The following is an 18,491-nucleotide window of genomic DNA, read 5'->3' on the forward strand; positions in this document are numbered from 1 at the left end:
CTAGCCTACCTTACAAACCATCCCTTCAGAAGAGGGTTCGGTGTCTTCCACCAGATCTTCTACTAGCTCTTCTGCCAAATGCTGCTGAAGTGAAAGCGCTCCATTTTCCGAGGATAAAGACTCAGAAGATAAGCAAGGATTGACTAGTGCGGGTTGTTCAGATATGTCTATAAACTCTTGAGAAAACTCTTGGGAAATTGAGTTCAAGGCAGTAATTTCTGGCAACAATGCTTTGTCAGAGTAGGGCAAAAGAGCAGCTTGGGTTATTGCCAAATTAGCGGCTAATCCAATTCGACTGCGCTCCAGTACGCCTAGCACCTGACGCGGATTTTCACGCGCCACAACGGGCAGCAAAAACAACCCTCTTGCCTCCATTCGACAAAGCGCTTCAGTAACGGATTCATCTTCATAGGCAGAAACAACATCTGCTGTACGAATCTCTCTAAGCGTCTGTTGAAACTTATCTGAATCTTTGGCTTGCTGAGTTACTTGATCAATGTGCTGCTTAATATCAACGAGTGAAACAATACCTACTAATTCTTGCTTAGAGTCTAATACTAGAGCGGTGTTAGATTTTGCTTCAACCATTCTCTGTCCTGCTTCTAGCCAGCCTAGAGAATCGGGAAGCGCCAGATAGGAACGCTCAAGAATTGAGGCGATCGACACTTGCTGCAACACTTCAAACTCATCCTGCTTTTCCAGATTCATTCCCATTTGTTGAAGGTTAAGTCCCTGGATCGAGGGAATTGACTTAAACCGATCAACGACCCAAACGCTAACACCCACTGCCGCCATCAGTGGCACAATGATCAAATAGTTTTGGGTTAACTCAAACAGCAGCAAAATTGCCGTTAAGGGTGCTCTTACGGTGCCTGCCAAAACTGCGGCCATGCCCACCATTGCATAGGCAGGTGGCGGCGCAATTTCTAACCAACTTGAGGGAAGAACGATCGCCAGCACATTCCCATAAACTGAGCCTAAACAAGCCCCTAAAAACATGGCTGGGGCAAAAATTCCACCGACGAAGCCGCTGCCCAAACTAATGGCGGTCGCCCCGAGTTTAACGAATAGCAATAAGCATAGAAATTGTAGAGGAAATTCTTTTCCTTCCAGGATCACTTGAAGCGTCCCATACCCAATTCCAAGGATTTGGGGCAACTGGAGCGCGATCAATCCCAAACAAAGTCCACCCAGAACGGGCCGAACGGGTTTTGGCAATTTCAGCCAGGTTAAGCCAGCCATTTCTCCCTGGAAACAGGCTTGTACTAGCTTAATAGCCTGAGAAAAGGCGATCGAAACTAGACTTGCCAGCAATCCCAGCCCCAGGTAAAGCATCCACTCCCAATGGCTCAAAACTTCGTATGCAGGCAAATCAAAAGCAGGATGCACCCCAAAGGCAATTCGGGCAATCAGGGCAGGCACGATGGATGAGAGCAAAATCAGACTAACGGCAGGGGTGGTAAACGTTGCGCCCAGAACAACCTCTAGGGCAAAGAAGACCCCGGCAATGGGTGCGTTAAACCCAGCAGCCAATCCGGCTGCTGCGCCTGCCCCCAGCAACAGGCGATATCGCTCTCTTGACACTTGAAACAGTTGTCCAAACAAAAAACCAATGTTGGCCCCAATTTCGACGCTGGGACCTTCTGGTCCAAGGGAAGCGCCCGTACCCAAGGAAACGGCAGCGGCAAACATCTTGATGAAAGGCCGCAGGGGCGAAATCTTTTGCGCTCCGGTGCTGTTAAGCAGTGCTGAAAAACCTTGACCCAGATAGTCTCGAAATCGCCAGGTCATCAGCCCCACAACCAATCCACCCAGGACTGGAATGCAGGCTAGTGTCCAGTTGCCCCAGCTTGAGAGGGTGCCAAACAACCACTCAAACGTTAGCGTTTCAGACCATTCAATCAAGCAATGGAAAAGGACGATCGCCAGCCCTGCGCCACCACCAATGAAGACGGCAGAAATGAGCACTAGAGCTTCTGGGGAAGGCTGAAGACGGTTCAAGAAGCGGGTCAGGCGATCGCTCAAAGAAATAAATTTAGGAGGTTCTGGTAAAAGTAGTTTGGGTTTAGGAATAAGAGTAGTCATTGATAGGGGAGGAACCAGGAAATAGGCGTAACTCAAGCGATCGACTCTAATGCAGCAGTGCAGCCATCGGAATTAGCCACAACTCGCTACAACCAGCACTAACTTAGCGACTCTGTCTGTTAGCAGCTCGCTTTGACCCAGCTAACAGACACCCGCAAAAGACATTGGGCACTCAGAGGTAGATGCGGAGTTCAACCCCTCGTCCCTGTCATATTTGAATTTTAATAATCTGAGTTCTAATACCCATTCCCCTCAAGGCAGCATCTGTTAGAGTGCGCGAGGCACGCTCTAAAGAAAGCAGGTCCCCTTGGAAACGGTATAAGAACTAGTATGTCTCAGTTATGAGAATTTGGTTATAAAAGTTAACTAACTGTCAAAACAAATCTAGCCTTATTTGACCTGGAGTTCAACCGCCGACTGCTTAGATTTACGCCTTGATCGGGCGTCCGTCGGGCTAATCGCTGGCTGAACTTACAGTCCTAGTGTTTGGCTAGCACTAATCCTAGCAGCAGCAGCGAGATATGCTTTGTAGCGTTCGCAGCAAATGAAGGGCGATCGCCAGCAAGTTCCCGGGTATTTGCGGATTCTCCTGATTTTTACGGATTCTGTTAGGATTACCGCCTTACTGTGTTCCTGATCACTTTCAAACAACGTTTAAAGTGCGAGGTTGTATTAGTTTTTCCAAGGCAACTTCCGTAGAGGTTCGTGTTAAACAAGAATTCTGTCATTGCCTCATTCTAAAAACTCAAGAAAACTCTGAATCTAGGTTAAGTTAGAGCGATCGCAACTTTGCCTCAAGGTTGCTTCAATTCTTAGAGGTTACTGAATTAGCGTCAAAAAAATATAACTGTCGGCTCTACAGATTAAAGTCCACGCGTAGTATAGTGGTTACTCGTTTTCCTAAAAACCTCCAAATCTTGGAATAGCATCCTTTACAAAGGAGTTTGTGAATCGAGTTCTAAACTGTTGAAATCCAAGTTTTAGGGTGCATCTCGAACTGATTCGTCTGCAGTCGGGCGATCGCTAAAGTCCAGTGATTTTTTGATGAGGGGCAACTTCTCGATTTAATCTACCTCAGGCTTTCAACACAGGAAAGTTGCCAGTGGGTCTGCTCCTATACCCGTTTTATGATTAAAGAAAACTCAAGCTCAAGTAATTTCACTTAGATTACAGAAGGCAACTTCAGCATGTTCCGTGCCCCTACCCTCGGAAACTACTGTAAGAATGTCGTGAAGTTTTCTTTAAGCGGCCCCTTGCCCCAATTTGCACGTATAAAATAATACCAAAAACACTGGGCTTGACGTGTTGCATTGCAGGCTGGATTTTTTAACGTTCCATTGCAGGAGGACACCAGCAGAATTCATCTGTCTGCTGCCCCTTGCTTTTCGTTCCGGTTCGATTTTTTGCAAAGGTTTTTACCATGACATCTCCAACCGCATCCACCGTAGTTTTCGTTGATTCAACCGTTGATGACTACCAGAGCTTAGTCAGCAGCGCTTCTCCGGGTACAGAAGTTGTTGTGCTTGATGCCACTCAGGATGGTGTCAGTCAAATTACTGCAGTTCTGGCTGGTCGTAGCGGCGTAGAAAGCGTGCAGATCCTCTCTCACGGCGGTGCCGGACAGTTGCAGCTCGGTTCTACTCAGCTCAGTTTAGAAACCCTGAATCAGTACACCGCTCAAATTCAAAGCTGGTCAAGTTCGCTAACCGAGACGGCTGACGTTTTACTCTACGGTTGTAACGTTGCAGCAGGCGACACAGGCAATTCGTTTATTCAGCAATTCGCGACGCTTACGGATGCTGATATTGCTGCCTCTACTGACCTGACTGGCAACACGGCTTTGGGCGGCGATTGGGATTTGGAAACAGCCGTCGGTCAAATCGAGACCTCCCTGAAGCTCGACCAGGCAATTTTAGAGAGCTACGACTCAACCCTGGCACTTCTGTTTCGTGAAGACTTTACAGGTACCGACGTCAGTAATCGTCCATGGCTGTTTGGAAGAGGAGTTACCACCTCTGCTGACCCTTTCCTGACTGCCAGAGGCACTGTAGCCCCATCGACAGGTGGGCTTCCGGGTACTGCAAATCCCATTGATGCCCCAGGTCAAGGTGCTTTACGGTTAACAGGTGCTCGAACCGATCAGGCAACCTTTGCCATCTACAATGAGGCAATTCCCTCGAATGCGGGTCTTTCTATCACCTTTGATTTGTTCTCTTATGGAGGGACAGGTGCAGATGGCATCAGTTTCTTCTTAATCGACGGACAAACATCTCCGACCGTTGCGGGTGGTTTTGGCGGATCTCTTGGATATGCCCAAAGAAACACTCCCATCAATGTACCGGGGCTAGAGGGAGGCTATGTCGGAATTGGATTTGACGAATTTGGTAATTTTTCTTCGGGTACCGAAGGGCGCGTTGGCGGACCCGGTCGTCGCAGAAATACAGTCGCGATTCGGGGTAGCGAAGCTAATAACTATGAGTACCTCACTGGCAACTCTAATCTACCTGGGCGAATTGATACCCCTAACGCAACTAATCGGGAGGATGCACGACGCAGAGTCAACATTGAGCTAGACCCGGGTGGCTTGATCGATGTTCGGATGGATTTCAATGGAGATAACGATTTCAATGATGCAGGTGAACTAGTCATTGATTCGTTTAATGTGGTGGAGGCGAATGGTTCTCCCTTGCCTGAAAACTTCAAGTTTGGTTTTGCTAGCTCGACGGGTGACTCTACCAACATTCACGAAATTCGCACATTCCTGATCGAAACCGTTACGGGTGATAATCTATCTCCAGTCGCAGCCAATCGAACAATTGAGGCTAGACTTGGCGCTGTAACTCCCATCACCAGCGTTATTGCAAGAGATCGTGACGGCACGATCGCCTCCTACACCGTTAGGACGATTCCTCCGCGCGCTCAGGGCACTTTGTTTTTGGGCGACCCAAGCGCTGGAGGTCGAGCCGTCACGGTTGGACAACGGATTGCTCCCCGTCAAATTAGCCGACTCTTCTTCCGAGCCACCAATCAGTTCTCAGGGGCTACTTTTACATATGACGCGACCGACAATGACGGTGCAGTGAGTGAATCTCCTGGAACTGTTGACTTAGTTGTGCCTCCCGGTGAAGGCCCCAACCGTCCTCCTGTTGTTGCCAACCGCACGTTTGAGGTGGAGCCTGAAAGCACACTACGGTTGGTTAGGGGGTTGGCTGGCACCGATAGCGATGGCGAAATTACCTTCTACCGCATCTCAAGATTACCGGAGGCAGACCAGGGCGTGCTGTTCCTGGGCAACCCGGCCGCGGGTGGCAGAGCGATTGAGGCAGGGCAGGGAATTCGACCTGATCAGGTGGGGCAACTCTACTTCCAGGCAAACGAAGACTTTACAGGTGCTAGTTTCATCTATGTTGCGCTCGACGATGACGGAGCGCGTAGCATTACCCCAGCTACTGTTACGCTCAACTCAACCGATAGGATACCTCCTGGCTCTCCTGGCTGTGGACCTGGAGTCACGCTTACCGGAGACATTGGTAACAATGTATTGCAGGGCGGTGATGATAGCGACACGATTTCTGGTTTAGGAGGCAATGACAGGCTCCGGGGGTTGGGCTGCGACGACCAGATTAATGGGGGTGATGGAAGCGATCGCCTGCGAGGTGACAACGGCAACGACCTGCTTGTTGGCGGAGACGGCAACGACCTGCTTTTTGGTGGCAGTGGAGAAGACTTCTTGCGCGGCACGCTTGGAGTCGATGTGCTGCGCGGCGAGAGCGGCAACGACCTCATCTATGGCGGCGGAGACAATGACAATATTGAGGGAAACGATGGCAACGACGTAATTAGAGGCGGCAGCGCGAATGACTCGATCAGAGGCGCAGAGGGAAGCGACCGAATTAGCGGCGGTACAGGTGACGACATCGTTGACGGGGGTAACGGCAATGATGGCTTGAGGGGGAGCGAAGGTAATGACGTAATCAGGGGGCGCTCCGGCAACGACCGAATCAGCGGCGGCGCTGGCAACGATCGGGTTGACGGTGGAGTCCGTAACGATCGCCTTAGAGGTGCAGAAGGTAACGATGTCATACTCGGTGGAGACGGCCGCGATGTGCTGATTGGCGCAGAAGGTAGGGATGTGCTATTTGGCGGCACGGGTGCTGACGAACTGTTAGGGCAAGAAGGCAGAGACTCATTCCTCTACACGTCTTACGACGACAGAGGCGATACGATTCTTGACTTCACAATTGGTGACGACAAGATTGACCTGAGTCGGGTGTTTCGAGAGCCAGGCTATAGCCTGGAGGGAGAAGCAGCCTACCGTAGCTATGTAGCGTTGTCTCAAAGTGGCTCTGACACGATTTTGAGGATCAAACTGGATAACAGTACTGGTGCAGGTGGGCAATTCAGGTACCTTGCTACCCTGCAAAACATAACGACTACTAGTCTCTCCTTTTCTGATTTCGTTGTCTAAAGATGATGAGAAGCACACTTCATCAATAGAGTATGCTTCCCATACCTAAAAAGGGAGTAGAGTTTAGCTCTGCTCCCTTTTTTCCTAACTTAGTGACTAGCTTTTCCTAGCTTAGTGACTAACAGTACATCTAGAGGTTAGACATCACTTCACGGGCAGCATCTAGAGTGCGATCGATGTCTGCCTCCGTATGAGCCAGAGACATAAACCCTGCCTCAAATTGGGACGGAGCCAGATATACCCCATGCTCTAACATGCCGCGATGGAAACGGGCAAATTTGTTCAAGTCAGACTTCTTGGCATCCTCATAGTTATGCACTGGTCCTTCGGCAAAGAAGAAACCGAACATACCGCTGATTTGTCCACCACAGGCAACATGCCCTGTTTCTTGGGCAACTTGCAGCATTCCATCGGTTAGCTGCTTGGTGATCTGGTCAAGCCGCTCATAATTACCTGGTTGCTGTAACAGTTGCAGTGTCTTAATTCCTGCCGTCATCGCTAGAGGATTGCCAGACAGTGTCCCTGCCTGATACATCGGGCCCGCCGGAGCCACCATTGACATAATTTCTTGCTTACCGCCATAGGCACCTACGGGTAGCCCACCCCCAATAATTTTGCCCAAGGTGGTCAAGTCTGGGGTTACGCCAAATCGCTGTTGGGCACCGCCATAGGCAATTCGGAAACCCGTCATCACCTCGTCGAATACGAGCAGTGCGCCATTTTCTTGAGTGAGTTCTCGCAATCCTTCCAAAAATCCGGCATCCGGGGGAATGAAGCCTGCATTGCCGACAACGGGTTCCAAAATCACGCCTGAAATTTCACCAGGATTTTCGGCAAATAGAGCTTTGACAGCTTCCAAATCGTTAAACGGAGCTGTTAGCGTATTGGCTGTGGTGGACTTAGGCACACCAGGGGAATCGGGCAATCCTAGCGTTGCCACACCCGACCCAGCTTTGACCAAAAACATGTCGGCATGGCCGTGGTAGCAGCCTTCAAACTTGATCACCTTGTCGCGTCCGGTATAAGCCCGCATCAGACGCAGGACAGCCATGCAAGCCTCGGTGCCAGAGTTAACAAACCGTACCATTTCAATGCTGGGAACAGCATCGATCACCATTTCGGCTAAGACATTTTCCAGATAGCAGGGTGCGCCGAAGCTAGTGCCTTTTTCCAGCACTTCGTGGAGGGCTTGCAAAACTTCGGGATGGGCATGACCGCAAATTGCAGGGCCCCACGTACCGATATAGTCAATGTACTGGTTGCCGTCTACATCCCAGGCATACGCCCCTTTGACGCGATCAAACACAATGGGCTGACCGCCAACAGACTTAAATGCTCGCACCGGAGAGTTGACCCCTCCGGGCATGAGCTTTTGTGCAGCAGCAAAAATTTCTTCTGATTTGGTGGTTTTCAAACTGGTGGAGGTAACCAAAACTTTCTCCTTTCGGCTCTGATTCTAATTTCTAGGCTAAGGGACAGCGGCGATTTAGGACTGATTGTGCAACGAATTGTTTCACCTGGATGATTGCTTCGTCTAAATCTAGATTTGCTGAACTGTCGCAATTCTTATATATAGCAGCTATGTAGCAGTCATCAATTGACTGGGGGTGATTGGGGATGATTGCGGGTTGGTATTCTTGGACTACAGCTAACTATGGATGTAAGTCCATCAAAAAATCAGGCACTTGCAGAATGTGAAAGTAAACCAGAATCGAGACGATCAGTGTGTAGAGGGTAGAACCTCCTAACCCAATCAGCAGTCCCCGTTTAGGATCTTGTTTCTCTCCATCCACAAACATATCTACTGCGCCAAACTGCATCATCACGATTCCCAGAACGTTTGAAATCCAGTAGCCAATAATGGTGCCGGGTAGAAACCAGTCTGGCTTAATCCAGCTGATTGCATAGCCAAAGACTAAAGCGATCGGCAAATTGAAAAATAAATCATTCCACCAGGAGAGCGGAGACAGCATATATCCGATGCCCATGATCGCTCCGCCCCGCAGTTTCTTTAATAGGTTTGTCATCTTCTCAAGGTTTTGAAGGAGACGAATAAGTCTTATGTTTTATAAGTGCTATACCTAAATGTAACTTCTCGGCAGGCGGCTCAATCGTTCTCCCTCAGATTAAGGCTTAATTTCCTTTGCAAAATACTGATCTAAGGCTTCCTTGCCGATTTAGTAGCACTCACAGGCGGAATCTTCCATTCCTTCTCGATTAAGGATTGTGATGCAACCTCGGTTGGCACGAATTAACCCTGCTGATTGCAAAGTGCCAGTGGCTAAGCTAACAGAGGGTTGCTCTACGCCAATCATCTGTGCCAGAATCTCGTGTTAATAAAATCTCTGAAGTCTAGCTCTGGTTTTGTGCAGCTAATAACCAACGGCAAAGGCGTTCCTCAATGCTGTGGAAGCGGTTGCATAATGCAGATCACACATCGCATCAATGGCTAAAACAGTGCAAAATCTGAGAAGACCGATTTTGCACAGGGGTAGGGTTATTTATGGCAGACTTGACCGCCGACCAGCGCAATTACTACTACTTGCTAGAAGCAGCCCGCACTGGCATTCACAAACCGATTTTGGCGGCACTTTATGAGGTTCATGACAGCCCTAGACTGACGGATGGTGAAACCGGATTAGGAATTTCGCCAGCAAACCGGATTCCGCTCGAGCAGGTCAATACCTTTCCTGAACAGGTGCAGTATGCTGCTAACACCGTTCGCAGCATCACGAATCGGCTTACAGCTCAAGCTTGGAGGGGAGATGAAATCTGGGATCGGGATGAGGGACGCTACACCGATCGCTTTGTTGAGGCGATCGCCAAAGGCTATGCCCCGCCTGCTAACGATACTGCCGCTACCCGACTGGAGTCGAGCGATAGCAAAAAGCTGCTCAAAGCCTACATTGAAGACCTGACCGTAGACTATAGAGCAGACCAACTGCCGCACAATTTAGCTGATCTTGATCCGAATTTACTCACCTTTACTGAGAGGCTAACTCGCTATTACACCAGTTTGCCCTATCAGCGTGAGGCATTGCTCGAAGCAGTGCGGCTATGGCGCAAGCTGGACAATCGAGAGGCCGCGATCGCCTCTTTTAACCTATCTAATTCTAGTGAAGCAAACCTCGATCGTGCTCTGCTGCAATTTATCCAGCAGGTTTCACCCAATTATTCTGGCTATCCGCATCAGCGAGAGGCATTGTTGCGACTGGCACAGCTTTGGCGACAGTTAGACTCGCGAGAAGAGGCGATCGCCACCATTCAAAACCATCCCACTGGTGAGACAAACCTAGACATTGTTGATCCGGCATTAATTGCCTTTGCACAGCGAATTCCTAAGTTTTACCAGGGCAAAGGCGAACAGCGAAACGCCCTGACTGAGATGTTTCGCCTTTGGCGCGGACTAGATTCACGGGCTTCTGTATTAACCACACTAGGATTAAATCCACAAGTACTAACCTCTGGCACCCCCGATCGCACTACATTGGTTAATGCTGCCAGTCAGCTTGACCGAGAACTGTTGGAATTCGTTAAATCCGTTCCCACCTCATACCAGGAAACGGAGGAACAGAGAGAGTCGCTAATACGGCTGGTGCAGCTTTGGCGCGGACTGGATGCACGGGAAAAAACGATTCAATCTTTGTTTGAAGATTTGCGGCGGATGGAGCAAGCCCGCCGCGATTCTCAAGATGCACCGCCTATTCCTGAACCGCCACCTCCTCCATCTCGCCCTAGCCGCTGGACTCCTAGCAACATTCGCGGACACATGTATACCTCAATTATTCCCAACGGTAACTTTACCTGGGCAGAAGCGACTCATGGTGGTACGCGGATGCCGCCTAATCAGGCAACGGTTGATGCAATGGTGAGAATTGCCCAACTCGCACAGCAGGCTCGCGATCGCATTGGTCGTCCTTTCCGCATCACCAGTTGGTATCGTTCACCTGAAGTGAATCGTAGAGTCGGTGGGGCTTCAGAAAGTAGGCACATTGTGGGAGATGCGATCGACTTTTACTGTGATGGGCTGAGTGGCAATCAGCTTTATTGGGCGCTAGATCCCTGGTGGCCCGGTGGGTTGGGGCGTTATCAACAGTTTCCAGAGCTGAGTCACATCGATGCGCGTGGCTATCGGGCCCGATGGAAACATTAGACTGCTGCGTGAGGAGAGTTAGTGGGGGCGATCGCTCTCCCTTTCATAAGCCAATTCACCCATCACATAAGTAGCTTGAATGGCGCGATCGTCTCCTAGCATGATCAGGCTAAATAGCTGGTCAGCTAGCTCTTTAAGTGATGTTGCTGTAGAGCCTGGATTGCGAAACGCCATGAGTGGAGTTGCTCGCATATCCAAAACCACAAAGTCTGCTTCTTTGCCTGAATCAAAGTTGCCAACCTTATCATCTAAATACAAGGCTCTTGCCCCTCCCAATGTAGCTAAAAACATCGCCCTGAAGGGAGACAACCGCTGTCGCTGAAGTTGTGCCACTTTATAAGCAACATGAGCAGTCACCAATAGAGAAAAACTGGTTCCGGCTCCGATGTCTGTTCCTAAACCCAGATGTACGGGATGTTGATCTGATTTTGCTTTGGATAGCTTAAATAACCCACTGCCTAAAAACAGGTTTGAAGTAGGGCAAAAGGCGATCGCTGCCCCCATTTCTGACAAGCGTTCAAACTCTGCATCAGTTAGCTGCACCCCGTGAGCAAAGACTGATCGTTCACCCACTAACCCTACCTGATCATAGACGTCCAAGTAACCTTTACTCTCAGGAAACAGCTTAGCAACAAGCTCTACCTCATCTACATTTTCTGACAAGTGAGTATGCAAATAAACATCTGGAAACTCTTGCAGTAGTTTACCCGCCATCTGCAACTGTGCATCGGTGGAAGTGACGGCGAATCGGGGGGTGACCGCATAAAGAAGTCGCCCTTTTTTGTGCCATTTTTGAATTAATGCTTTGCTATCTTGATAAGAAGAGGAAGCAGTATCCATGAGAAAATCTGGAGCATTCCGATCCATCATCACTTTGCCTGCAACCATTCGCAGGTTGCGCCGACTCGCTTCTTCAAAAAAAGCATCCGCAGACTGGGGAAATACTGCCGCGAAAACCAGTGCGGTCGTAGTACCGTTCTTCAACAGCTCATCTAGGAAAAAAGCCGCGACTTTTTGAGCATAGTTTCTATCTTTAAACTTGCCCTCTGTTGGGAAGGTGTATTGTTGCAACCACTCCAGCAGTTGTTCACCGTAGGCAGCAATCATTTCCGTTTGCGGAAAATGAATGTGAGTATCAATAAACCCAGGCATGATCAGTCGCCCGGTGTAGGATGTGATATCTAGGTCGGCGTACTTGTGTTTGAGGGTATCATACGCACCAAATTCTTTGACTCTGCCGTTTTCTAGAACGAGCAGCCCATCGGCAATGTAGCGGACACTTTCTGATTCAGGGACATAGAACGGGTCATCAATGAAGTCTAGAAAAGAACCGCGAATTGCTTTAAGCGTCTCTGAAGATTGACTTGGAGTAATCATAATCACTAATCACAAGTTTCATGAATTGCCACTTAAACTTAAGTTACAGCAACTTTAAAACTCAACTCACTTAGAACCATTCTGTATCTCGTATTTCTCAAAGGTATAGTTGAAGTCAACGGTTTTCGTATAGTAAATTACAAGGTTTTCCGGATGTGACAGGCTATACGCGGCTTTTAGTAATACAATGCATTCGTCTAAAGTATGGTTGAGAATACCCATTAAATGAAGCGTCACGGTCACACAACAGCACATCGTCCGGGCTGGTCATTAGATCATCGCAATCCTCAATTTATCCAAGCCTTTCAGCCTCTATGGGGTTGGTTCTACGAACATTACTTTCATGTTCAGACCGAAGGTTGGGAACAGGTGCCCGATGGTCAGGTGATGTTTGTTGGCTCCCACAATGGCGGAATGGCTGCGCCTGACATGTTCATGATGCTCTACGACTGGTTTAAGCGCTTCGGCACCGATCGGCTGGTCTATGGTCTGATGCATCCTAAAGTGTGGGTGGTCTATCCTCCCCTAGCTTTTCTGGCAGAACGGGGTGGGGCGATCGCTGCTCATCCTAAAATGGCGCTAGCGGCCCTTGAGCGCAACGCCAGTATTCTGGTTTATCCCGGTGGTGCTCAAGATGTCTTTCGCCCGTTTAGCCAACGAAATCAAATTCATCTTGCGAATCGCAAAGGCTTTATTAAAATTGCACTTCAGCGCCACCTGCCGATCATTCCTGCTGTCTCCTGGGGTGCCCACGATACTCTGCTGGTATTAGCTGATATCTATCCCTTCATGCAGAAACTTCACGCACGGGGTATGCCCTGGCTATTGGGTATTGATCCTGAGGTCTTCCCTATCTACCTGGGTCTACCTTGGGGACTTGCTATCGGTCCCTTGCCCAACGTTCCCTATCCTCGACCCATCGCAACCCGGGTTGGCGCACCGATCTACTTTGAACGATATGGGAAAGATGCTGCCCGCGATCGCGTCTATGTTGATGCCTGTTATGAGCAGGTTCAGCACCAGATGCAACAAGAACTCAACAGCCTCATCGCCAAGCAAGGTGGCAATCTACGCGATGATCAAGCCTGAAATCATTACAGCAATCATTGCAGCGACTGTCGCAGAACAGGTTTTTAGAGCATTTCTACCGTGACTCCCTCTCTGCATAAGGTTATGCATTAGTCCCGTGGCTTCAGAAAAGCTGCTGTGTTGAGTCATTCGGACAAAGAATACTGAGCTTGCAAGCTAATTTATAGCCTAAAAGAGAGTTGACTATTGCAGAACTTGAGAAGGCAATTTACACAATAGCTTGAGACAAACTCATGCGTCCTACTTGAAAGGCCCTATCTTTAGATGCCCTATCTCAACCTGTAGGAGCATGAATTTGTCAGATGCATCAATCTATCGTAGGAAAGCGAGTAAAAGTCGTTTTGCAACATGCTGAAAATGGTTTAGCTCTAAATGTGTCCATAGGGGAAAATTATGTTTTTTCACAAAAAAGACCTCATCCATGACGTTAATATCAAGGAAGCCAATCCTCGATATGCTCAGCTTTTATTAGAGCAGTTTGGGGGAGCCACTGGAGAATTATCTGCAGCATTACAATATTGGGTGCAGTCATTCCATGTTGAGAATGCAGGTATACGTGACATGCTGCAAGATATTGCGATCGAAGAATTTAGTCACCTTGAAATGGTGGGCAAATTGATCGAAGGACATACCAAAAATGTGGATCAAACAGATGCTTTCAAGAGTACGCTGTTTGCTGTGCGGGGTGCGGGTCCTCACTTTCTAGACAGCCAGGGGAGTGCGTGGACGGCAAGCTATTTGAATGAAGGCGGCGACGTTGTTCGTGATCTGAGAGCAAACATTGCTGCAGAAGCCGGAGCCCGTCAGACTTACGAAGAACTAATCAAACTAGCAACGGATGAGGGAACCAAACAAACACTAGTCCATCTGCTGACGCGGGAAATTTCTCACACAAAGATGTTCATGAAAGCACTGGACTCGTTGGGCAAATTGGATGATCCATTCTTTGGCAATATCCAACCCGACGAAACCGTCGATCTTTACTTCAATTTGTCATCCAATGGTGGGAAGGATGAGCGTGGACCCTGGAATTCTGATGAAAACTTTGAGTACATTGCCGACCCCGCTACACATAGTAAAGCCTAGATTCAACGCAGAATTCAACTAACGTAAGCGTTGTAGATACTAGAAGCTGGCTAGAGACTAGAAACTAACCTCAATAGGGGCGTAGCAATTGAAGCCTTGAGTCGCCTCGGCTTTTTTGAACTTGCTACGTCCTTGAGCTATTTTCAGGATTATTTCTTATCTGAGTACCACCAAAGCACCGAACCAGGATTCAAAGATAAGAGTTTTACCCACATTCACCCACAATTGTGTTGTGGTATAGGTTGAGCCGACACAATGCTTGAGACGACATCACTAGAGAACGAGATACATAGCCTGGTGATGTAACCCTCTTAGGAGAATCAGTTCAAATAGCTTTTTGAATTTGGGAAATACTCAGTTAAAACAGTTATGAAGAGGGCGATCGCCCCTCCCAAATTGAACAGAACGGAAACTTAAAGCAGCGCTCCGAAACTTTTCTGGGTAACAAAAAAATTATCTCCTAGAAGATCCTAAATAAATATACTGACAAAAATCGCTTAATCCCCTACACTAAGCGCTAAGCAGGAGAAACATAGTGGCTGAGCTTGCGACAGCAAACTGCTGCCTGTTTTCTGCTCGATCACATAATTCCTAATCCCTGACTAGAAACCCTGAACTTTTGTGTCAAAGAGTTTCGGTTAGTTCGGGGTGCTGTTTGATGTGCTTTTATATAAGGCCTGAAACAGGGAGTAGAACAAAGATTCAAGGTTGAAGCATAACTCTGAACAATAGTTCGCGAACCTCTCATTTATTGAGGTACCTGGAGTGCAAATTCTACTGAGGAGTGACAAATGTTTACGGTTAGCAGGGATACAAGCAATCTCCGAACTGCTACTTGTCCTAAAGGTCAATCTGTTCTAACTCAAGAGCTTTCAACAAAAGCCTTGCCCCTACAAAATTCATATGTCAGATCAGCAATGCCCAAACAACCTCCTTTCTAATCATTTGCTTCATCTGAGAGATTTCCCTGATGCACACTCCGATCGCCTCTAGCTTAAGCCTTTCTTCCCGTGACTTAGCTTCTGGATTTTCTTTAGATGGCTTGGAAACCTCAAATTTTCCTTCCTTCGCTCTTAAAGATGTTCAACATCAGTTGCAGCAGTTTTTTGCTTCACCTACTGCTTTTGAACGGCTACAGAACGTGTTTGACACTACCCATCCTGAAGCAGCACAAACCTTGATTGCTAGAGGATCGTTAGGTCAGTTTGACTTGCCTCAAAATCAAGTGTTGGACGATGAGGGAATGAATGGTGCAAGAGGGGCTTATTCTAGCGATCGCCAGCAAATTTATCTTTCCAAATCCCTGCTGGATTTAGATTCCCTAATGGGCAGTGTAGGGGTCTTAATTGAAGAAATTGGGCATCACATTGATACGCTGTTGAATCCTGATAGAGATACTCGTGGAGACGAAGGTGAGTTATTCAGGAAGGTTGTATTAGGTGATTCGATTAGTGGCTCTGAACTGGTGCGAATCCGGGCTGAAGATGATTTTGGGGTGGTTGTTTTAGACGGAGAAGCGATCGCCGTCGAACAAGACAACACCCTGGCTGAGGCACAAAATTTAGGTACGCTAGTTGGTACTCGCACGTTCAACGATTTTGTCGGTAGCGCCGACGCGAATGACTACTACCAGTTCAATGTCAGTGACACCAGTGACTTTGGTTTAAGCCTAAATGGACTAAGTTCTGATGCTGATGTACAACTGCTCAACAGCAATGGCGAACTCATTCTAAGCTCAACTAATGCTGGCTCGGACGCGGAAAGTATGAGCTGTCAGTTGGATGCCGGAACTTATTACGTGCGGGTCTATCCATACAGCGGCGATACCAACTACACCTTGAGCTTGACAGCCAATCGTCTCGACAGAGCTGGAAACACACTCAGCACCGCACGAAACATAGGCATACTCAGAGGCAACGTCTCTTTTCAAGATTTTGTCGGCAATGCTGATATAAACGACTATTACTGCTTCAGCGTTACTAACACCAGTACTTTTAGATTGGCTCTCAATGGTCTGTCTGCCGATGCTGATGTGGAATTATTGAACAGTAATGGTGAACTCATTCAAAGCTCAACGGCAAGTGGCTCAACTGCTGAATCCATTAATCGGACTTTGAATGCTGGAATCTATTATGTGCGAGTCTATCCTTACAACAGTAGTGATACCAATTACAACCTGTCTCTTTCGGCTACTCCAGTTGTCAGAACACCTGATGGCGCAGGTAACACGTTGAGCACTGCCCGTAACACAGGTATTCTTAATATGAGGCGCGCCTTTCGAGATTTTGTCGGCAGTAACGACTCAAATGACTACTATCGTATTGCTCTGGCGCGAAACAGTAATTTTAGCCTGACTTTAAACGGGCTAAATGCTGATGCTGATGTACAACTGCTTAATCGAAACGGTGGAGTGATTCAAAGCTCAACCGCGAGTGGGGCAACTTCTGAATCTATCAGAAGTGTGTTAAACACAGGTGTTTACTATGTGCGGGTTTACCCCTATAGCGGCAACACTAACTACAGCCTGGCTCTTTCAGCCACAGCAGCGCCTGTAGACGGCGCAGGTAACAGTCTTGCTGCTGCTCGTAACCTGGGTGTTCTCAACGGCAATCGTTCTTTCCAAGACTTTGTTGGCAGAATTGACACCAATGACTATTACCGCTTTAGCTTGAACCGGACTAGCGATTTTAGACTAACCCTCAATAGATTGAGCGTTGATGCCGACGTGCAGTTGCTCGACAGCAGTGGCGAAATTATTCAAGGCTCTTATGCAGAAGGTTCGCTGCCTGAATCCATTAACCGCACTTTAAACGCCAGCACGTACTATTTGAGAGTGTATCCCTACAGCGGCAACACGAATTATAATTTGTCGCTTGTCGCGGCGGCAGCAACTCAACTCGATGGAGCAGGCAATACTTTAGGAAGTGCCCGTAACCTTAGCACCTTAAACAGCAGTCGTTTATTCCGAGATTTTGTTGGCACCAGTGATACAGATGATTACTACCGGTTTAACCTGGAACAGAACAGCAATTTTAGGCTGGTTTTGAATGGACTTGCGGCTGATGCTGATGTGGAATTGTTGAACAGTGTTGGTGGAGCGGTCCAAAGCTCAACGCTAAGTGGAAGCAACTCTGAACTGATCGATCGGCAACTCAACGCAGGAACTTACTATGTTCGAATCTATCCCTTCAACAATAGCAATACCAACTATGATTTACTTCTCTCTGGAACACCAACGACCAGTGTGTTCAATCCGGTCTATGGTTATGGGCTAGTTAACGCTGCGGCAGCAGTTGCTAGGGCAGTTGGGCAAGCACCCTTCTCCGATGTCACCAATTTGGGAGGAAATAATTGGGGCAATGATCTCGTGAATGCCCTCGAAGTGTGGGCACGGGGCTATACGGGCGGAGACGTTGTCGTTGCTGTGATTGATACTGGAGTTGACTACGGTCATACTGACTTGAACGACAACGTGTGGGTTAATGCGGGTGAAGTTGCTGGTAACGGCATTGACGATGATCGGAATGGTTACATTGATGATGTTCGAGGGTGGGACTTTATTGGTCGTGATAACAATCCAACGGATGAGTATGGACATGGAACGCACGTCGCTGGAACCATTTCGGGCGAAAACAATACGTTTGGCGTAACTGGAGTAGCCTACAATGCTCGAATTATGCCTGTTAGAGTGCTAGGCCCTAATGGCGGACCCTACAGTACGATCGCTGCTGGAATTCGCTACGCCGTTGATAATGGTGCCCGTGTGCTTAACTTAGGCCTTACAGGAGATGCACCTGATGCTGAGCTTGAAGCCGCAGTGCAATATGCAACCCAACGAGGAGCGTTTCTTGTTATGGCAGCAGGTAACGACAGAACCGCCAAGGGGACACTCAACCTGATTTTCCTGCCCGTTATGCAGCTAATTACGGGCTTGCCGTTGGAGCGGTTGATATTGATCGACGAGCTGCCAGTTTTTCTAACCCAGCAGGCAATAACAATGCATTGCAATATGTTGTGGGACCTAGAGTGGGTGTCTATTCAACGACTCCACGCAATGCCTATAACCCTCTTTCATCACTCTAGGCGGAGGAAAATCGATGAGGCACAGGATGAGGAAGCTATCCTGAGAACTGGTTAATGCACTGGATTAATCTCACAAAGCCAGAGTGTAAACCAGGAATCTCAAACACGTCTAACCAGGGTTGGATTGAACAGAAAAAGATAAACGGTTGA

The 18,491-nt window shown here is 48.2% G+C and carries 10 protein-coding genes; 5 read left to right on the plus strand and 5 right to left on the minus strand.

The window, feature by feature from the left end; translation table 11 throughout:
• Positions 1 to 2,085, minus strand: a complete 2,085-nt coding sequence (locus H6G00_RS26845; protein WP_190799064.1) for a chloride channel protein — start codon at positions 2,083 to 2,085, stop codon at positions 1 to 3.
• Positions 2,086 to 3,505: 1,420 nt separating this feature from the next.
• Between H6G00_RS26845 and H6G00_RS26850 the strand changes: the two genes are divergently transcribed.
• Positions 3,506 to 6,553, plus strand: coding sequence for a DUF4347 domain-containing protein (locus H6G00_RS26850; RefSeq protein ID WP_190799065.1), 3,048 nt, complete (start codon positions 3,506 to 3,508; stop codon positions 6,551 to 6,553).
• A gap of 130 nt (positions 6,554 to 6,683) precedes the next feature.
• Here the strand turns inward: H6G00_RS26850 and hemL are convergent, their stop codons facing one another.
• The 3 genes from hemL to H6G00_RS36825 form a co-directional block, all read right to left on the minus strand.
• Positions 6,684 to 7,985, minus strand: a complete 1,302-nt coding sequence (hemL, locus tag H6G00_RS26855) for a glutamate-1-semialdehyde 2,1-aminomutase (RefSeq protein WP_190799066.1) — start codon at positions 7,983 to 7,985, stop codon at positions 6,684 to 6,686.
• Positions 7,986 to 8,205: 220 nt separating this feature from the next.
• Complete coding sequence (locus tag H6G00_RS26860) at positions 8,206 to 8,580, minus strand: hypothetical protein (protein WP_190799067.1); 375 nt, start codon at positions 8,578 to 8,580, stop codon at positions 8,206 to 8,208.
• A 150-nt stretch (positions 8,581 to 8,730) separates the two neighbouring features.
• Positions 8,731 to 8,868 carry a helix-turn-helix domain-containing protein gene (locus H6G00_RS36825; protein WP_199318722.1) on the minus strand — a complete coding sequence of 46 codons (138 nt, stop codon included), beginning with the start codon at positions 8,866 to 8,868 and terminating at the stop codon, positions 8,731 to 8,733.
• A gap of 188 nt (positions 8,869 to 9,056) precedes the next feature.
• On the opposite strand from H6G00_RS36825, the gene H6G00_RS26870 reads away from it, so the two are divergent.
• Positions 9,057 to 10,706: a D-Ala-D-Ala carboxypeptidase family metallohydrolase gene (locus H6G00_RS26870; protein WP_190799068.1), complete on the plus strand. Its 1,650-nt coding sequence runs from the start codon at positions 9,057 to 9,059 to the stop codon at positions 10,704 to 10,706.
• A gap of 18 nt (positions 10,707 to 10,724) precedes the next feature.
• Here H6G00_RS26870 and guaD read toward each other — a convergent pair whose 3' ends face one another.
• Positions 10,725 to 12,083 carry a guanine deaminase gene (guaD, locus tag H6G00_RS26875; protein ID WP_190799069.1) on the minus strand — a complete coding sequence of 453 codons (1,359 nt, stop codon included), beginning with the start codon at positions 12,081 to 12,083 and terminating at the stop codon, positions 10,725 to 10,727.
• Positions 12,084 to 12,308: 225 nt separating this feature from the next.
• Here guaD and H6G00_RS26880 point away from each other — a divergent pair, with 225 nt between their 5' ends.
• The 3 genes from H6G00_RS26880 to H6G00_RS34900 all read left to right on the plus strand — a co-directional run bounded on the left by H6G00_RS26880 (position 12,309) and on the right by H6G00_RS34900 (position 18,396).
• Complete coding sequence (locus H6G00_RS26880) at positions 12,309 to 13,172, plus strand: lysophospholipid acyltransferase family protein (RefSeq protein ID WP_190799070.1); 864 nt, start codon at positions 12,309 to 12,311, stop codon at positions 13,170 to 13,172.
• A gap of 393 nt (positions 13,173 to 13,565) precedes the next feature.
• On the plus strand, positions 13,566 to 14,258 hold the full coding sequence (locus tag H6G00_RS26885; protein ID WP_190799071.1) for a manganese catalase family protein: 693 nt from the start codon (positions 13,566 to 13,568) through the stop codon (positions 14,256 to 14,258).
• A gap of 970 nt (positions 14,259 to 15,228) precedes the next feature.
• Complete coding sequence (locus H6G00_RS34900) at positions 15,229 to 18,396, plus strand: pre-peptidase C-terminal domain-containing protein (protein ID WP_199318723.1); 3,168 nt, start codon at positions 15,229 to 15,231, stop codon at positions 18,394 to 18,396.
• Positions 18,397 to 18,491: the final 95 nt, after the last annotated feature.

The sequence above is a fragment of the Leptolyngbya sp. FACHB-541 genome, assembly GCF_014695875.1.
Taxonomy (GTDB): domain Bacteria; phylum Cyanobacteriota; class Cyanobacteriia; order Elainellales; family Elainellaceae; genus JAAUTN01.

What these genes read in the sequence shown, in the direction of transcription:
- H6G00_RS26845 (WP_190799064.1), bottom strand. Translation starts at nt 2,085, where the DNA reads ATGACTACTCTTATTCCTAAACCCAAACTACTTTTACCAGAACCTCCT.
- H6G00_RS26850 (WP_190799065.1), top strand. Translation starts at nt 3,506, where the DNA reads ATGACATCTCCAACCGCATCCACCGTAGTTTTCGTTGATTCAACCGTT.
- H6G00_RS26860 (WP_190799067.1), bottom strand. Translation starts at nt 8,580, where the DNA reads ATGACAAACCTATTAAAGAAACTGCGGGGCGGAGCGATCATGGGCATC.
- H6G00_RS36825 (WP_199318722.1), bottom strand. Translation starts at nt 8,868, where the DNA reads ATGATTGGCGTAGAGCAACCCTCTGTTAGCTTAGCCACTGGCACTTTG.
- H6G00_RS26870 (WP_190799068.1), top strand. Translation starts at nt 9,057, where the DNA reads ATGGCAGACTTGACCGCCGACCAGCGCAATTACTACTACTTGCTAGAA.
- guaD (WP_190799069.1), bottom strand. Translation starts at nt 12,083, where the DNA reads ATGATTACTCCAAGTCAATCTTCAGAGACGCTTAAAGCAATTCGCGGT.
- H6G00_RS26880 (WP_190799070.1), top strand. Translation starts at nt 12,309, where the DNA reads ATGAAGCGTCACGGTCACACAACAGCACATCGTCCGGGCTGGTCATTA.
- H6G00_RS26885 (WP_190799071.1), top strand. Translation starts at nt 13,566, where the DNA reads ATGTTTTTTCACAAAAAAGACCTCATCCATGACGTTAATATCAAGGAA.
- H6G00_RS34900 (WP_199318723.1), top strand. Translation starts at nt 15,229, where the DNA reads ATGCACACTCCGATCGCCTCTAGCTTAAGCCTTTCTTCCCGTGACTTA.